The organism is Mesorhizobium sp. M7A.F.Ca.US.011.01.1.1 (genome assembly GCF_003998295.1).
Classification (GTDB): Bacteria; Pseudomonadota; Alphaproteobacteria; order Rhizobiales; family Rhizobiaceae; genus Mesorhizobium.
Window position 1 is genome coordinate 1 of record NZ_RZRT01000093.1, and the last position, 14,283, is coordinate 14,283.

Genomic DNA, 14,283 nt, shown 5'->3' on the forward strand with positions numbered 1-14,283 from the left:
ACCTATCGAGAGCTTCTTCGCAACACTCAAATCCGAGCTCTTCTACCCCAATACCTTCGAGAACGTTCAGAGCCTCAAGGCCAGCATCGAGGATTACATCCACTACTACAATCATGATCGCATCAAACTGAAACTGAAAGGGCTGAGCCCTGTGCAATACAGAACCCAGCCCTTAAATCTGCCGGCACCTTAAACTGTCCAACTTTAAGGGGTCAGTTCAAAATGCAGGGCGTTTCATAAAGCTCGGCCTGCTCGGCCGCGGGCAAGATCGTGTCGGTGGTCGAGGCCGGCACGAGCAGATGCACCTCGTCGTTCAGGATCAGGTTGCCGGCGATTTCGGATGCCTTGTTCGGATTGGACTGGCTGTCGCGGTCGAGGATTTCGATCTCATAGGTATTGCCGTCGGCGCATTGCAGCTGGCCGCCGAGCAGGGCGCGGATCTTCTGCAAGGTGTAGCCATCCGTTTCGCCAAACAGGGCGAGCGGTCCGGTCGTCGGGCTGAGATAGCCGAGCTTGATCTTCCCCGCCGTCGCGGCGCGAACATAGGCCGGCATGCCCAGCGTGCTGGCGGCAACGCCGGCTCCAATTCCCTTCAGGACACTTCGGCGGCTGGGCCGCAAGCCCGATCTCACCAGTTTGTTGTAGTAGGTCATTGTCGGTTCCTCCCATTGTTGAGCTCTCCCCGCCTCGCCCTTATCGGCGGTGCCGGTCTCCATTCACTGCGGCTTCAGGTCATCCTCAGCAGTGAGCCGCCATCGATGACGATCAGCGAGCCCGTGACGTAGGACGCGGCCGGCGACGCCAGATAAAGCGCCAGGCCCTTGATCTCTTCGGGGTCGCCGATCCGACCGAGCAGCGACTGGGCCTCGAAGGCCTCGCGGTCCGCTGGATTGCGCAGCCGACCGCCGGCGATGTTGGTGATGAACGGTCCGGGCAGGATGGCATTGATGCGGATGTTGTAGGCGCCAAGCTCCATCGCCATGTGGCGAACGAGATGGTTCACCGCGGCCTTGGCGGGCATGTAGGGCGTGCCCACGATGCTCTCGTTGATCAGCGATGCAATGGACGACGTGACGATGATCTGGCCGCCGCCATTCGGCTTCATGTGCCGGACGGCATGTTTGATCGTGGTGTAGACCGAGGTCAGGTTGATCTCGATCACCTTGTCCCAGTGCTCGTCGGGCAGGTTCTCGATGGCGCCCTCGGGGTTCCTTTCGCCCGTCGGGGTGTTGAAGCCCGGCCCGGCGTCGATCCCGGCATTGGCAAACACGACATCGATCGAACCCGCCTTCCCGGCCACCTTGTCGAAGGCCGCGGCCATGGCCGCACGGTCGCCGACGTCGACGATCTGGCCCCAGACATCGCCGCCCGCCGCTTTGATCGCCGCCACGGTCTGCTCCAGCCCGGCAGGGTTCAGGTCGAAGATGCAGACCTTCGCCCCGTGCTCGGCCATGATCTCGGCATAGGCCCGCCCGATGCCGCTGGCGCCGCCGGTGACGATCACCGACTTGCCTCTGACATCGAACATCTTCTCGAGTGCGGCCATCAGTTTCCTCCCTTGCGCGACAGCACGAAATCGAACTCCACGTCGTAGAACGGGGACGCAACCTCGACCCTGGCAGCGGCTTCGGCGTCCTCGACCTTGCGGAATTCAGCGAGCAGGCTCTTCTTCACGCCGAAGACGGCATCTGAATCGATGTACGGGTCGTCCGGATCGAAGATGTGCGTGGTCAGCGGGTCGAAGCCCTCGGCCTCGACGATGTAGTGGAGATGCGCCGGGCGATTGGGGTGACGCCCCAGCGCGCCCAGCAGCTTGCCGACCGGGCCGTCATCCGGGATCGGGTAGTATTTGGGCTTCACGCCGCGGAACCAGTAACGTCCGTCGGCGCCGGTGCGGAACACGCCGCGCAGGTTGAAGTCGGGCTGGATGCCCTTCTGCTGCACGTCGTAGAAGCCCTCATCATTGGCCTGCCAGACGTCGATCTTGGCGCCCGCGATCGGCTTGCCCTCGGTATCGAGGATGCGGCCATGCACGAACATCGGCTCGCCCTTCTGGTCGAGGCAGATGTTCGAGCCCATCGGCAGTTCGGGCGCATCGGCGACGTGGAAGGGTCCCAGCACCGTGGATTCCGAGGCGCCCGACGGCTTGCGGTTGTTGATCGCATCGACCAGCATCGAGACGCCGAGAACATCCGACAGCAGGATGTATTCCTGCCGCCACTCGTTGCAGATCTGGCCCGTCCGCGTCAGGAACATGATCGCGCCGAACCATTCCTCCTGTGTCGGCTCGATCTCCTTCACCGCCTCGTGCAGCTTGCGGGTGATGACCTCCATCACCTCTTTGAGCCGCTCATCCTCAGCGTTCCTGTTCCGCGCCACGACCACCTCGGCCGAGGTCGCTTCGGTGAAATAGCCGGATTCGTGTTCATCGATCATGCGATCCTCCTCAGCGCGCCAGAACGGATTTGAAGATCCGGCGCAGTTCGGCCGCCGGATCGGCCGCCAGCGTTTCGGAGCGCCAAGCGACGTGGTGGTCGGGACGAACGATCAGGCAGCCGGTGTCGCGGATTTCCCGTGCGCCGGCCCAGTCGCCGGTATGATCCTCGATCGCGCGGCGCGGGCCGATCACATGGCTGCGGATCGGCAGACCAAGCTCCGCGCCCACCGTTTCCGCCGCCGCAACCCACGCCTCGCCGCCAATGCCGGTCAACAGCGTGAACTCGCCATGCCCGCAAAGATCGAGCGTCGAGACCTTCCTGCCCGAGCGCTCGAAGACCCAGACATGCGGCAAGCGCGCGCCCGGCCAGGTCGTCGGCGCATAGTGCAGCTCGCGATCCTTCTCGAACGCCGGCTCTCCCTGGCCGTCTGTCACCACCGCCCCCGACGCATAGCGCTGGTTCATCTCGACGCCATGGGCGTCGAACTCGTACTTCTTGAAGGCGATGGCCTTGCGGAGCGCCTCGCGCTGCGCTTCGGCGGCGGGCGTCGCGTCGGCGCGAGCCTCCATGTTCCTCTGGATCTTGTCGTGATCGACGCCGCCATCCATGCCGAGCGCCTCGAAGATCGGTCCGAACTCGGCGATGGACTGGTTCGCGCGCGTCACGATCTGGCGCGCGATCGGCGCGCGCTCAGCCGAGAAGCTGTCCAGAAGCCCGACCCCCGCCTGCCCCTTGATGACCTTGGCAAGCTTCCAGGCGAGGTTGAACCCGTCCTGGATCGACGTGTTCGAGCCGAGCCCGTTCGAGGGCGGATGCCGGTGCGCGGCATCGCCCATGATGAACACCCGCCCCTTCTGCATGTGCGTGGCGAAGCAGTTGTTCACGGTCCAGGTGTTGGCGCCCAGGAGCTCGATCTCGAGCGCGGGATCTCCGACCAGTTGACGCGCGACGCTGGTGGCCAGTTCCGGCGTCACGTCCGGCGGCGGCTGGTTGATGTCGTAACCCCAGACGATCAGCCATTCGTCCCACGGCCGCACCATGCGAACGAGACCCATGCCGATGCCGCCGACGTCGGCGCCGGGCTGCATGACCCAATAGAGGACGCTCGGCCGGTGGGCGACATATTTCGAGAGATCGGCCCTGAACAGGATGTTCATCGAGCCGCCGACGCCCATCTTGCCCTCGAGCGGCAGGCCCAGATGCTCGGCCACCAGCGAGTTGCCGCCGTCGGCGCCGACGAGGAACTTCGACCGCACGGTGAAATCCTTGCCCGACAGCCGATCGCGGCAGGTCGTGGTCACGCCGTCCGCATCCTGGACATGGCTGACATATTCCGTGCTCATGCGTGCCTGCGTGCCGCGGGCGCAGGCCGACTTGAACAGGATCGGCTCCATGAAGGTCTGCGGCAGATCGTTCATGAAGCAGGGCGACGACAGCAGATGTTCGGCCTTCGAGAGCGGGTGGACGCCCCAGCTCTTCATGCGGCCGATCTCCTCGCCGGCCAGGCTTTCGCAGAACACGTTCTCGCCCATCAGCTCCTGCGGGGAGGCGTGCATCATGGCCTCGGCCTCTACCTCCCGCCCAAGGTCGCGCAGCACTTCCATCGTGCGCTGGTTGGTGATGTGGGCACGCGGCGTGTTCGACAACCAGCGATAGCGATTGACGATCATGTTGGCGACGCCGTAGCTGGACAGCAGCGCGGCGGTGGCCGAGCCGGCTGGGCCAGTGCCGACGATCAGCACGTCGGTTTCGATATCCGCCATCAAATTCCTCCCTTGATCTTCGAACCGGTCAGCCTGCGGCGAACCGGAAACAGGTGCAGGCCCTTGCGGGACGCAATCAGCCCCCACAGCCCCTTTGGCGCAAAAAGCATCACGACGACGGCGATGAGGCCGAGTGTCATCAAGTACCAGCTGCCGTAGTCGGCCAGCGCCGAGCGCAGCGCGAAGAAGACCAGCACACCGAGGATCGGCCCCTCGATGGTGCCTATGCCGCCGATGACGACAATGAAGATGACGTTGGCGGTCCAGTCGGTGACGGCAAAGGCCGCGCTCGGCGAGATGCGGGCCGTCTGCAGGAAGATCAGCGCGCCGGTCAGCCCGGTGGCGGCCGCGGCGATCAGAAAGACCGCCCATCTGAGCCGGCCGGTATCGACGCCCACCGATTGCGCCGCGTCGACATTGTCGCGCACGGCCGCCAGCGCCAGGCCGAGGCGACTGCGCAGCAGCCAATAAATGCCTCCCGTCACGGCCACGAGCAGCGCCAAAGCCAGCCAGTAGGCCATGACATCGCGTGCCGCGGCCTCGCGGACCCCGAACAGCGCCCGGACCGCATCGGTGCCCAGGATGCTGCTCGTCGCCTCGCGCGGCAGCGAAGTGCCGGTGCCGCCGCCGAGCGCCTTCCACTGCGCGACCAGCAGGCGCGTCACTTCGGCGATCACCCAAGTGCCGATGGCGAAATAGGCGCCCTGCAAACGGAACGCGAAGAAGGCCGTCGGAACCGCCAGCACCAGCGCTGCAAGGCCGCCCAGCGGGATCGCCAGGACCGGATTCCAGCCGAGCAGGATCACGCCGGCGAATATCGCATAGGCGCCGATGCCAACGAAAGCCTGCTGGCCCACCGACACCAGGCCGCCATAGCCCGCCAGCAGGTTCCATATCTGCGCCAGCGTCAGCATGGTGAGGATGAAGAATAGATCCTGTATGACGCCACGCGAAGCCACGGCAGGCAGCGCGAGCGCGGCGACGATCAAGATCGGCACCGTGATCGCGGTCACGGTGCCGGCGCGGGTGCGGGTTGTCAGTCGATACATGCCGCCCCTCAATCCACTGCCCGCGGAAAAAGCCCGCGCGGCTTGAGCAGCATCACGGCCAGGAAGGCGATGTGGCCGGCCAGGATCTGCCATTCCGGATTGAGCGCCGCACCGAACGTCTGCGCCACGCCGATGATGATCCCGCCGGCAAGCGTTCCCCACAGGCTGCCGAGGCCGCCGATGATCACTGCCTCGAAGGCATAGATCAGCCGCGCCGGTCCGATCGATGGATCGAAGTTAGCGCGCATGCCGAGATAGAGCGCCGCCAGTGTCACCACGACCATTGCGATCCCGGTGGCGATCGCGAAAATCCGCTTCGGCTCTATCCCCATTAGCCCAGCGGTCACGGCATCGTCCGAGGTGGCGCGGAAGGCACGGCCGAGGGCGGTGTGGTAGAAGAGCCCGTTCAGGGCAATGATCATCACGATCGCCGAGGCAAAAGTCATCAACGGCATGATCCCCACCGTAACCAACCCGAGATCGAGCGATGCCCCCTCCAACGCGCCCACCGGGATGCGGCGGCTGTCGGCGGAGAAGAGCTCGAGCAGCCCATTCTGCAGGGCGACCGACAGGCCGAACGTGACGAGAAGCGGCGGCAGGATGTCTTTGCCCAGCACGCGGTTCAAGACGGCGGCCTGCAGCAGCCAGCCGAGCCCGAACATCACCGGCATGGCAATCAAGGCAGCGATCCAGGGCGACAGGCCGAGCAGCGTGACGCCCATCAACACCAGGTAGGCGGCAAGAATGATGAGGTCGCCATGGGCAAGGTTCACCAGCCGCATGATGCCGAAGACGAGGCTCAACCCCGCTGCGAACAGGGCATAGAGCCCGCCCAGCAGAATCCCCTGCACGAGGGTGTCCAGCCAGATCATCGCCGCGCCACCTCGATCAGGCCATAAGAGCGCTGCGCGAGCAGATGACAGAGCTTCGGTTGCCGCGTCATGCCGCCACTCCGAAATAGGCGGAATGGATGTCATCGCGCGTGACCTCGGCCGCCCTGGCGGCCAGCGTGACGCGACCCTCCATCATACAGTAGACGCGATCGGCCACCGCCAGCGCCCTGCCGATATCCTGCTCCACCAGCACGATCGCGGCGCCTCCTTGGCGGATCCTGGGAAGGGCTGCGTAGATATCGCGGATGACGACCGGCGCCAGGCCGAGGCTGATCTCGTCGCAGAGCAGCAATTCGGGGTTCGACATCAGCGCCCGGCCGATCGCCACCATCTGCTGCTGGCCGCCCGAGAGCGCGGTGCCGGGGCTCTTGCGCCGCTCGCGCAGGATCGGAAAAAGGTCATAGACGGCGTCGAGGTTCCACGGCCCCGGCACCTTGCGCGCCTGCCCACCGACCAGCAGGTTTTCCTCGACGGTAAGCGAAGGGAACAGCCGGCGTCCTTCCGGCACCATGGCGATGCCGCGCTTCATGATCTCGGCCGAAGACAACGCGCCAATCGGCTCGCCCCTGTGCAGCACCATGCCGGGCTCGTTGCCGATCACGCCCGTGATCGAGCGCATCAGCGTGGATTTGCCGGCGCCATTGGCGCCGATGATCGCTACGCATTCTCCCACCGCGACAGTGATATCGACGCCGAACAGCGCACGGAACTGGCCGTAATTCGCGGTGAGGCCGCGCGTTTCCAGCATCAGACTTCGAGCCCCAGATAGATTTCGCGAACCGCCTTCGAGGCCATGATCTCATCGGGCGCACCGATCCCGATCACACGCCCGAAATCCAGCACCAGAAGCCGCTCGACCACCGACGTCAGGGCATGCAGCACATGCTCGATCCAGATGATGGTCGTTCCCCTGGCGTGGATGGCTCTGATCGTCGCGACCAGCGCCTTGCATTCGCCCTCCGTCAGACCGCCCGCGATCTCGTCCAGGAGCAGAAGCTCAGGGCCTGTCGCCAAGGCGCGGGCGAGTTCGAGGCGCTTGCGGTCGAGAAGGCTCAGCGAGCCGGCCACGACATTGGCCTTCCTCAAAAGCTCAGTCTCCTCGAGGATGCGCGCGCAATCGTCGACCATCTCGGCCTCGCGTCCGCCGCGGCCGAAGGCGGCGGCGGTCAGGAGATTTTCGAACACGGTCAGCCCCTCGAAAGGCTGCGGAATCTGGAAGCTGCGGCCAACGCCCATGCGCACCCGCTCCATCGCCGGAGCACGGGTCACGTCGCGGCCGAGCAATTCGATGCGACCCTCATTTGCAAACAAGTTGCCGGTGATCAGGTTGAACAGGGTCGATTTTCCGGCGCCGTTCGGGCCGATAATACCCAGCGCTTCGCCGCGCGGCACGCTGACGGTCACGGAATCCGCAACCTTCAAAGCGCCGAAGGACTTCGAAACGTTTTCCAGCCTGAGTATCATCACTGTCATCCTTGGGTCGCGCCGAACGAGGGCGGCGGTATCAGCCGCCCTCGGCAGCGTCAGGCCAGGGCTTCCATCTTGCCGGCGGTGGGTATCTCGGAAGCGCCGGCGTTTTCGACGATCACCAGATCGAAGCCGCCACCGGCCTTCTTGCGCCACTGCCCGCCAACGAGCGGCGTCTTGCAGACGTTCTTCGCGGCGAAAGGTGGCAATCCCGCACCGCTCCAGGCCACTTTGCCCACCACGGTCATCATGTCGGTGGCCGCTATCGCCGCCGCGATCGCCTCGGCATTGGTCGGATCCGAAACGCGGCCCATGACATTGGCCGCCACCTCGAACAGCGAATGGACAAAGCCGATCGGCTGTGCCCAGGGACGCCCGGTCTTGGCGGTGAAATCCGCCGCGAGTTCCGCCGAGCTTTCGCCGGTCAGCGACGATTTGAACGGATGCGAGGCCGACCACCAGACCTCGGACGAGAGGTTGTGGCCGGCATCGCCGAGCGTCTCGACCGATTGCGGGAAAAGGATCGCCTTGGCGACCGTCACCGCCTTGGGCTTGAAGCCCTGCTGGCGGGCCTGGTTCCAGAAGGTGGTGAAATCGGGCGGAATGACTACACCCGTGACGATCTCGGCATTGGCCGCCTTGAAGGCGTTGACCTGCGCGGTGAAATCGTCCGAAAGGTTCTGATAGCGGCCAGGATCGGCAAGGCTGAAGCCGGCGGCGTCGAGGCCGGGCTTCAACCCATTCTTCGGGTCGCCCCAGGCATTGCCGTCGGCATCGTTGGGGAACAGCCCGCCCACCTTGCCGTTGGTGGAAAGCTGTTTCCACATGCCGGTGTAGACGGCGATGATGTCTTCGAGACCCCAGAAATAATGATAGGCGAAGTTGAAAGGCTTCCACGAGGCCGGATCGGCCGGACTGCCCTGCTGGCCGATGGACCAGGGCTGCCACGGCGCCATCGTCGAGATGACCGGCACGCCCTCCGCCTCGCAGGTGGTGGCCACAGGGTTGGTGTTCTCGGGCGTCGAGCCGACGAGCATCAGGTTGATCTCGTCATCGACGATCAGGCTCTTCGCCACCTCGGCCGCGCGATTGGGATTCGACTGGCTGTCCTTGACGATGACATCGAAGTTCTTGCCTGCCTCGGAAGCGAGGAAGGCCTTGATGTTGTAGGCATCGCTCTCCGCGAAGCCGGCGAGCGGCCCGGTCTGCGGCGAAACATAGCCCAGGCGGATCTTGGCGCCTTGCGCGATGGCCGGCGTCGCCAGGCGCGAACCGGCGAGCGCCAGGCCCGTCGCCGCCGAGGCTTTCAGTAGGCTACGTCTTGTGATCATGTGTAGTTCCTCCCTCTTGTTTTATTCTCAAGCCCCCGGACGGCGTCCCTTCCACGCCGCCTGAAGAAGTTCCCTTATCGATCCCGGATCGATCGGCCTCGGATTCGCATAGGCATTCTTCACCGCTATCGCCGCCGCGCGGTCGAGATCGGCCTCCTTGATGCCGATCGCCTTCAAGCTCAGCGGAGAGCCGACCGACTGGGCGAAATCCCAGAGCCCGCCGCCCGCCGAGCCACCACCGAATGCTTCGGCGATCGGGCGCAGCAGATCGGGCACCGCCGTTTCGTTGAAGGCGGTCGTGTACGGCAGCAGGATGGCGTGGGTCTCGGCATGCGGCGTGTCGAACGAGCCGCCGAAGACATGCGCCAGCTTGTGATGCAGCGCCATCGAGACATAGCCGAGCGCAGTCGAGCAGCACCACGCCGCATAGAGCGCCTGCGTCCGCGCCGCGCGATCCTGCGGGTCGCCGATCAGCCTTGGAATGCCGTCCTTGAAGGCAACCATGGCATCCCTGCACATCAGCACGATCACCGGGTTGCGATCGGGGGCATACAAGGCCTCCATCGCATGAGCGATCGCATTCATCGCCGAGGTGACGGTGAGGCCTACCGGCAGGCTCAGTGTCAGATCGACGTCGTAGATCACCGTCTCGGGACGAATGTCCGGCGAGCGGCGGGTAGTCTTCTCGCCGGCCGCCGTCTCGCCGAGGATGTCGGTCATTTCCGAGCCGGCATAGGTGGTGGGAATGACCACCTGGTCGGCGCCCGTGCGCACGGCAATGGCCTTGCCGAGCCCGGTGGTCGAGCCGCCGCCGAGGCTGACGACCGCCGAAGCGCCGCTGCTGCGGAAGGCATCGACGGCCTTTTCCGTGACCTCGACAGGGGTATGCATGACCGCGCCGGCAAAGATCCCGGCGGCGAGGCCACCAAGGCTTACGGCCAGTCTTTCCGCATCGCCCATCTGATGCGGTGTCGAAAGCACCATCACCTTGTCATGGCCGAGCCGCCGGACTTCCTCTTCGACGCGAGCCATGGTGCCGGCACCGAAGACCACCCGTGTCGTCAGGCCCGGAAAGGTGAAGCTGTCCATCATCGCGCCGCCTCCATGCGCGGGCCGCGCCCGGCCGCGAGGTCGTCGAGGATCGTGCCCAGCATGACGACCTCGGCGTCCGAGACCTCATGGCCCCGTCCCGGGAAGAGATCGGCCCGCAGGCTCGCGCCAATCCGGCCCAGCGACTGCGCGGCATCGGCAAACGCCGAGACTGGTATCCAGGGATCGGCATCGCCGCCGGAAAGATAGATCGGCATTCCGGCTGGCGCGGCCTCGGATCTTTCGTCCGCCGGAACACCGACACGGCAGCCCGTGAAGGCCGCCAAAGCGTCCGGCGGCGGCAGCCCCGCGCAGAGATATTCGATCGAGAGACACGCCCCTTGCGAGAAGCCCGCGAGAAGCAGCGGCAGTCCGGGCAGTTCAGCCCGCGCCGCGGCCATTGCGGCCGCAAGGTGGTCGAGCGCATCCGAAAGCTGCGCGCGGGCGACCGGCGTCAACGGGTCGACGGCACGCGCCTCCCACCAGATGCCGAGCGGCGCGCGCGGCAGGATGAAGGCCACGGCCGACGCGGATAGCCGCGACAGCACATGGGACTGCATCTCTTCGGGCGATTGGCCGCGGCCGTGGACGAAGACGCAGATCGCCTTCGCCTCCGGACCTCTTGGCCCAAGCCGGAGCGGACCGCTGCCTGAACTCACGTGAAATCCGCCTCTTCCAGGCCGACCTGCAATTCGCTCTCACGGTCCTTGAACCATGGCGGGAAGACCAGCGTCTTGCCGATCTGGCCCGGAGGCTCGTCCTTGGCCCAGCCTTCCGGCGTGGTCCAGGCAATTTCGAACAGCGCGCCGCCGGGCGAGCGGACATAGCAGGACTTGAAGTAGTTGCGGTCCTTCTGCTCCGATATATCCGTGAAGCCGAGACCCTCGATATGAGCGCGCAGTTTCAGCTGGTTCTCTTCGTCGCCGGTATTGAGGGCGAGGTGGTGGATCGTACCGCCCGCCAGCGTCCAGGTGCCCTGCGGGCTGTCGCGGTCGACAATGACCTCCACGCGCTGAGCGACGCCGGTCGCGTCGGGCACGCGGAACACCAGTCCCTCATGGTCGTCAGCCTCTTTCTCCAGCGGCAACGCGATGGTCAGGAAGTCGTCCATCGCAGTGCGGTCCATCACCGCCACCACGGCGCCGTATATTCCCTTGATGCCGTGCGCCTTGCCGATGCCCTGCGCCTCGTTGGTGATCGGCGCGCGCGTATCCCTGTCGCTTTCCACCAGCTCGTGCGGAATGCCGCAGGGATGTGCGAAAGCCGCACGGTCGGCGCCAAAACGAGTGATCTTGACGGCCTCGATGCCGCGCGCGTTCAACCGGTCGACCCAGAAATCCGCGGCCCCCTTGGGAATCGACTGCATGATGGTGCGCGACTGGTTGGACCCGCGGCGGCCATAGACGCCTGGCTTGCGGAACGGGAAGGTGGTGATGATCGTCGAGGCATCGCCGTTGGGCGAGCCGTAATAGAGGTGATAGACAGGGATGACGCCGTCGAACAAGACGGTGCGCTTCACCGAATGCAGGCCGAGTGCCTTGGTATAGAAATCAAAATCTTCCTGAGCGCTGTCGGTCGAGAGCGTCAAATGGTGGTAGCCGCTGATACGTGCCATCGGTCATCTCCTCCCAGAGGTTTCGGTATCGCTGCGCCGCTGTGGACAGAGCACGAGGTTGAGGTCGAGCGCGTGCTTCCGTTTTCCTCCACTGGGCGGCAGCGCGCGGAACTCGGCCATGAGTTCGGGTTTGACCCCGAAGATGGCATCCCGGCCGATCGCAGGGTCCGACCGGTCGAAGATGTGGGTCGTCAGCGTCTCGAAGCCCTCCGCCGAGACGCGAAAATGGATATGGGCCGGCCGCTCAAGGCCGAGGCCAAGCGCTGACATCAATTGACCGACCGGTCCGTCCGACGGCAGCGTGTAGCCCTTCGGCTTCACCGTCGCGAAGCGGAACCGTCCCTGCGGATCGGTACGGAAGCGTCCGCGCAGATTGAATTCCGGCTGTCTGTCGGGTTCCTGGTTCTCGTAGAGACCCTCGGCATTGGCCTGCCAGATCTCGACCGTCGCATCGCCGATCCCCGCGCCGTCGAGTGTGACGATGCGGCCGGCAACCTCCAGCGGCTCGCCCTTGTGATCGCGCGAGATGTTCGCGCCGGGCGCCATCTCCGGCACATCGGCCCGGTAGAAGGGCCCGGCCAGGGTGTTTGGTGTCGCCCCGGCGGGGCGCGGGCTGTTCTGGTCCTCGATCAGCGAAGACACGCCCAGGACGTCGGCGAACAGCACCCATTCCTGGCGCCGCGCATCGGCATAGTGGCCAACCTCGGTCAGAAAATCGATCGCCAGGCGGAATTCCTCGCCGGAGGGCCGCAACTCCACGATCAGCGCGTGCAAACCATCCACCGCAGCCTGCGCCGCCGCCGCCAGGCGGGACTGGCCCATTGCTGTCAGGCGCCGCGAGAATTCCTCGGCCTGCGTCGATATCGCCTTGGGGAATTCATCCCGCTTCGGGTCGTGCTGGCCGTGCATTCCGCCGGGGCCTCCCTTCCCCTTGCCAAGCGGAATAGCACGGCCCGACGCGGTGCTTGATGAGATGTGACGTCCCTTGTATAGCGTTTTGCTATGAAGCTGAACGAGCGCCATCTTATGCAGCTCGCCGCGGTGCTGGATGCAGGCGGCGTGTCGGAAGGAGCCGCCATGCTGGGCCTGACCCAGCCGGCGGTCAGCCGATCGCTGGCCATGCTGGAGGCGCGGGTGGGTGAGCCGCTCTTCCTCAAGGGCCGCCGGCCGTTGCAGGCGACACCGCTCGGCTTCCAGCTGGCGGCGCAGGGCCGCACGATCATCACCGCGTCGCGCAAGGCGTCGGATGCGGTCCAGGGTTTCATGAAAGGCACGAAGGGCGTCGTCCGTGTCGGCGGCGTGCCCTTCTTCATGGATGCGATGATCAGCCGGATGATCGGAGAATTCCAGAAGCTCGAACCCGAGGTCACCGTTCAGCAAAGCTATATGAACCTGCCCGAGATGGTCGCGGCGCTGGAGAGCAACCAGATCGATCTCGGGATCGTGCCGATCGGCGTGCTCGACCTAGGACCCGGCTTCGAATTCACCGAAATCTTGCCCGGACGCAACGTCGTGGCTTGCCGGCCCGACCATCCCCTGCTGCGAAATCGTCGCCTCAGGGCGCATGACCTGACCAGCTTTCCCTGGGTAGCCCCCCTACCCGGCTCTCCGCTGATGTCGGACCTGCAGATGATCCTGATGAGCATCGGCATGTCGGACCTCAACGTCCGCTATTCGGGAGGCTCGCTGATGAGCGTGATCAACTTCCTTGCCGAAACCGATGCGCTGGCGGTGCTGCCATTCTCCGTGGTGTTCGCGCAGCGCAAGGAAAACCGGGTGACGGTGCTGCCCTATGAAATTCCGCAGCCCAGCCGCTCGCTTGGTATCCTGCGCCGGGTCAGCGGACCGCGCTCGCCCGCGGCAGAGCGCTTCGCGGGCCACGTCACGACCGCCTTCGAGAATCTGAAGCACATCATCAAACGGCACGAGAATGCCGTCGTCTGGGGGCGGTAATCCAGCCGACATGGCGCCCCTTACAGCTCCAAGAGCCAGGAGCGGACGTTTGGAGCAGCGAGACGATCGGGCGTCCATTGGCCAGTCTCGTTTTTCCCGAACGGGATCCCGGTTTGAGGAGCTGAAGGGCACGCCGGTGAGCGCCAGGATCAGCGAAGCTGGTTCATGGCGCCTATTCAGCATCGCCAGCAATGAAGTGCGGCTCTCCCACCCCATTCCGTGCAGGAATGGAACTCCCGTGCCTGTATTCGGTTGGGTACAAAGCCGGCGTCCCACACGCGCTGGCAAGGGTGCGCTGAGGTGACAGATACTCGACGACGAAGAGGCCGAAGGTTTGTAAGTGCGAATATCGATCTTGGTTGAGCCTCCTGTCACCGGTTTGCCTTCACCTCACGGCGAGGGTAACTCCGCGCGACCAGATCAGCTAATGTCCTCCAAGACCCCGGGCGTCATCTACGACATCAAGGGTCTGTTCCCCAGGCATGTTACGGATGGGCGCTTCTGATGAGGGTTCTGGTCACCGGCGCTGCCGGCTTCATAGGGTATCACGTAGCCAAGCGGCTGCTGGAGCGCGGTGACGAGGTCGTCGGCATCGACAACGTCAACGACTACTACGATCCGCAGATCAAGGAGGCGAGGCTGCGGCTTCTGGACGAGGCGAGCCGCAAGACCAATGCCGGCTATC

At 64.8% G+C, this 14,283-nt stretch carries 16 protein-coding genes; 3 read left to right on the top strand and 13 right to left on the bottom strand.

Annotation, left to right across the window (positions count from 1 at the left end; translation table 11 throughout):
• Positions 1–193 (top strand): IS3 family transposase (locus EOA13_RS34995; protein ID WP_164780078.1); only part of this gene is annotated, 193 nt, incomplete at its 5' end.
• A 19-nt stretch (positions 194–212) separates the two neighbouring features.
• Here the strand turns inward: EOA13_RS34995 and EOA13_RS35000 are convergent.
• The 13 genes from EOA13_RS35000 to EOA13_RS35060 form a co-directional block, all read right to left on the bottom strand.
• Complete coding sequence (locus EOA13_RS35000; protein ID WP_245490575.1) at positions 213–653, bottom strand: ABC transporter substrate-binding protein; 441 nt, start codon at positions 651–653, stop codon at positions 213–215.
• Positions 654–727: 74 nt separating this feature from the next.
• On the bottom strand, positions 728–1,546 hold the full coding sequence (locus tag EOA13_RS35005) for an SDR family NAD(P)-dependent oxidoreductase (RefSeq protein WP_127297757.1): 819 nt from the start codon (positions 1,544–1,546) through the stop codon (positions 728–730).
• Positions 1,546–2,436 carry an intradiol ring-cleavage dioxygenase gene (locus EOA13_RS35010; protein WP_127297758.1) on the bottom strand — a complete coding sequence of 297 codons (891 nt, stop codon included), beginning with the start codon at positions 2,434–2,436 and terminating at the stop codon, positions 1,546–1,548. Before EOA13_RS35010 ends, EOA13_RS35005 begins: the two co-directional genes overlap by 1 nt.
• A 10-nt stretch (positions 2,437–2,446) precedes the next feature.
• On the bottom strand, positions 2,447–4,201 hold the full coding sequence (locus tag EOA13_RS35015) for an FAD-dependent monooxygenase (RefSeq protein ID WP_127297759.1): 1,755 nt from the start codon (positions 4,199–4,201) through the stop codon (positions 2,447–2,449).
• Positions 4,201–5,250 carry a branched-chain amino acid ABC transporter permease gene (locus EOA13_RS35020; RefSeq protein WP_127297760.1) on the bottom strand — a complete coding sequence of 350 codons (1,050 nt, stop codon included), beginning with the start codon at positions 5,248–5,250 and terminating at the stop codon, positions 4,201–4,203. Before EOA13_RS35020 ends, EOA13_RS35015 begins: the two co-directional genes overlap by 1 nt.
• A gap of 8 nt (positions 5,251–5,258) precedes the next feature.
• Positions 5,259–6,122, bottom strand: a complete 864-nt coding sequence (locus EOA13_RS35025) for a branched-chain amino acid ABC transporter permease (RefSeq protein ID WP_127297761.1) — start codon at positions 6,120–6,122, stop codon at positions 5,259–5,261.
• Between the two features lie 67 nt (positions 6,123–6,189).
• Positions 6,190–6,891, bottom strand: a complete 702-nt coding sequence (locus EOA13_RS35030) for an ABC transporter ATP-binding protein (RefSeq protein WP_127297762.1) — start codon at positions 6,889–6,891, stop codon at positions 6,190–6,192.
• A complete protein-coding gene (locus tag EOA13_RS35035) occupies positions 6,891–7,607 on the bottom strand; it encodes an ABC transporter ATP-binding protein (RefSeq protein WP_127297763.1) in 717 nt (238 codons plus the stop codon). Before EOA13_RS35035 ends, EOA13_RS35030 begins: the two co-directional genes overlap by 1 nt.
• 59 nt (positions 7,608–7,666) lie before the next feature.
• Positions 7,667–8,941, bottom strand: coding sequence for an ABC transporter substrate-binding protein (locus EOA13_RS35040; RefSeq protein ID WP_127297764.1), 1,275 nt, complete (start codon positions 8,939–8,941; stop codon positions 7,667–7,669).
• 27 nt (positions 8,942–8,968) lie between these two features.
• A complete protein-coding gene (locus EOA13_RS35045; RefSeq protein ID WP_245490576.1) occupies positions 8,969–10,030 on the bottom strand; it encodes a maleylacetate reductase in 1,062 nt (353 codons plus the stop codon).
• Positions 10,030–10,689, bottom strand: coding sequence for a dienelactone hydrolase family protein (locus EOA13_RS35050; protein ID WP_127297766.1), 660 nt, complete (start codon positions 10,687–10,689; stop codon positions 10,030–10,032). Before EOA13_RS35050 ends, EOA13_RS35045 begins: the two co-directional genes overlap by 1 nt.
• Entirely contained in the window at positions 10,686–11,645 is a 960-nt protein-coding gene (locus tag EOA13_RS35055) for a VOC family protein (protein ID WP_127297767.1), read from the bottom strand. The genes EOA13_RS35050 and EOA13_RS35055 overlap by 4 nt, the downstream gene beginning before the upstream one ends.
• Before the next feature lie 3 nt (positions 11,646–11,648).
• Positions 11,649–12,554 carry a dioxygenase gene (locus tag EOA13_RS35060; protein ID WP_127297768.1) on the bottom strand — a complete coding sequence of 302 codons (906 nt, stop codon included), beginning with the start codon at positions 12,552–12,554 and terminating at the stop codon, positions 11,649–11,651.
• Positions 12,555–12,647: 93 nt separating this feature from the next.
• On the opposite strand from EOA13_RS35060, the gene EOA13_RS35065 reads away from it, so the two are divergent.
• Both EOA13_RS35065 and EOA13_RS35070 read left to right on the top strand, forming a co-directional pair.
• Positions 12,648–13,598 (top strand): LysR family transcriptional regulator, encoded by a 951-nt coding sequence (locus EOA13_RS35065; RefSeq protein WP_023808937.1) that lies wholly within the window; start codon positions 12,648–12,650, stop codon positions 13,596–13,598.
• Between the two features lie 504 nt (positions 13,599–14,102).
• Positions 14,103–14,283, top strand: a 181-nt coding sequence (locus tag EOA13_RS35070) for an NAD-dependent epimerase/dehydratase family protein (RefSeq protein ID WP_127290780.1), incomplete at its 3' end; no start/stop codon positions are given.

Excerpts from the sequence above, each read along its gene's own strand:
- EOA13_RS35055 (WP_127297767.1), bottom strand. The coding sequence starts at position 11,645 with ATGGCACGTATCAGCGGCTACCACCATTTGACGCTCTCGACCGACAGC.
- EOA13_RS35020 (WP_127297760.1), bottom strand. The coding sequence starts at position 5,250 with ATGTATCGACTGACAACCCGCACCCGCGCCGGCACCGTGACCGCGATC.
- EOA13_RS35025 (WP_127297761.1), bottom strand. The coding sequence starts at position 6,122 with ATGATCTGGCTGGACACCCTCGTGCAGGGGATTCTGCTGGGCGGGCTC.
- EOA13_RS35030 (WP_127297762.1), bottom strand. The coding sequence starts at position 6,891 with ATGCTGGAAACGCGCGGCCTCACCGCGAATTACGGCCAGTTCCGTGCG.
- EOA13_RS35010 (WP_127297758.1), bottom strand. The coding sequence starts at position 2,436 with ATGATCGATGAACACGAATCCGGCTATTTCACCGAAGCGACCTCGGCC.
- EOA13_RS35035 (WP_127297763.1), bottom strand. The coding sequence starts at position 7,607 with ATGATACTCAGGCTGGAAAACGTTTCGAAGTCCTTCGGCGCTTTGAAG.
- EOA13_RS35005 (WP_127297757.1), bottom strand. The coding sequence starts at position 1,546 with ATGGCCGCACTCGAGAAGATGTTCGATGTCAGAGGCAAGTCGGTGATC.
- EOA13_RS35060 (WP_127297768.1), bottom strand. The coding sequence starts at position 12,554 with ATGCACGGCCAGCACGACCCGAAGCGGGATGAATTCCCCAAGGCGATA.
- EOA13_RS35065 (WP_023808937.1), top strand. The coding sequence starts at position 12,648 with ATGAAGCTGAACGAGCGCCATCTTATGCAGCTCGCCGCGGTGCTGGAT.
- EOA13_RS35045 (WP_245490576.1), bottom strand. The coding sequence starts at position 10,030 with ATGGACAGCTTCACCTTTCCGGGCCTGACGACACGGGTGGTCTTCGGT.
- EOA13_RS35000 (WP_245490575.1), bottom strand. The coding sequence starts at position 653 with ATGACCTACTACAACAAACTGGTGAGATCGGGCTTGCGGCCCAGCCGC.
- EOA13_RS35015 (WP_127297759.1), bottom strand. The coding sequence starts at position 4,201 with ATGGCGGATATCGAAACCGACGTGCTGATCGTCGGCACTGGCCCAGCC.
- EOA13_RS35040 (WP_127297764.1), bottom strand. The coding sequence starts at position 8,941 with ATGATCACAAGACGTAGCCTACTGAAAGCCTCGGCGGCGACGGGCCTG.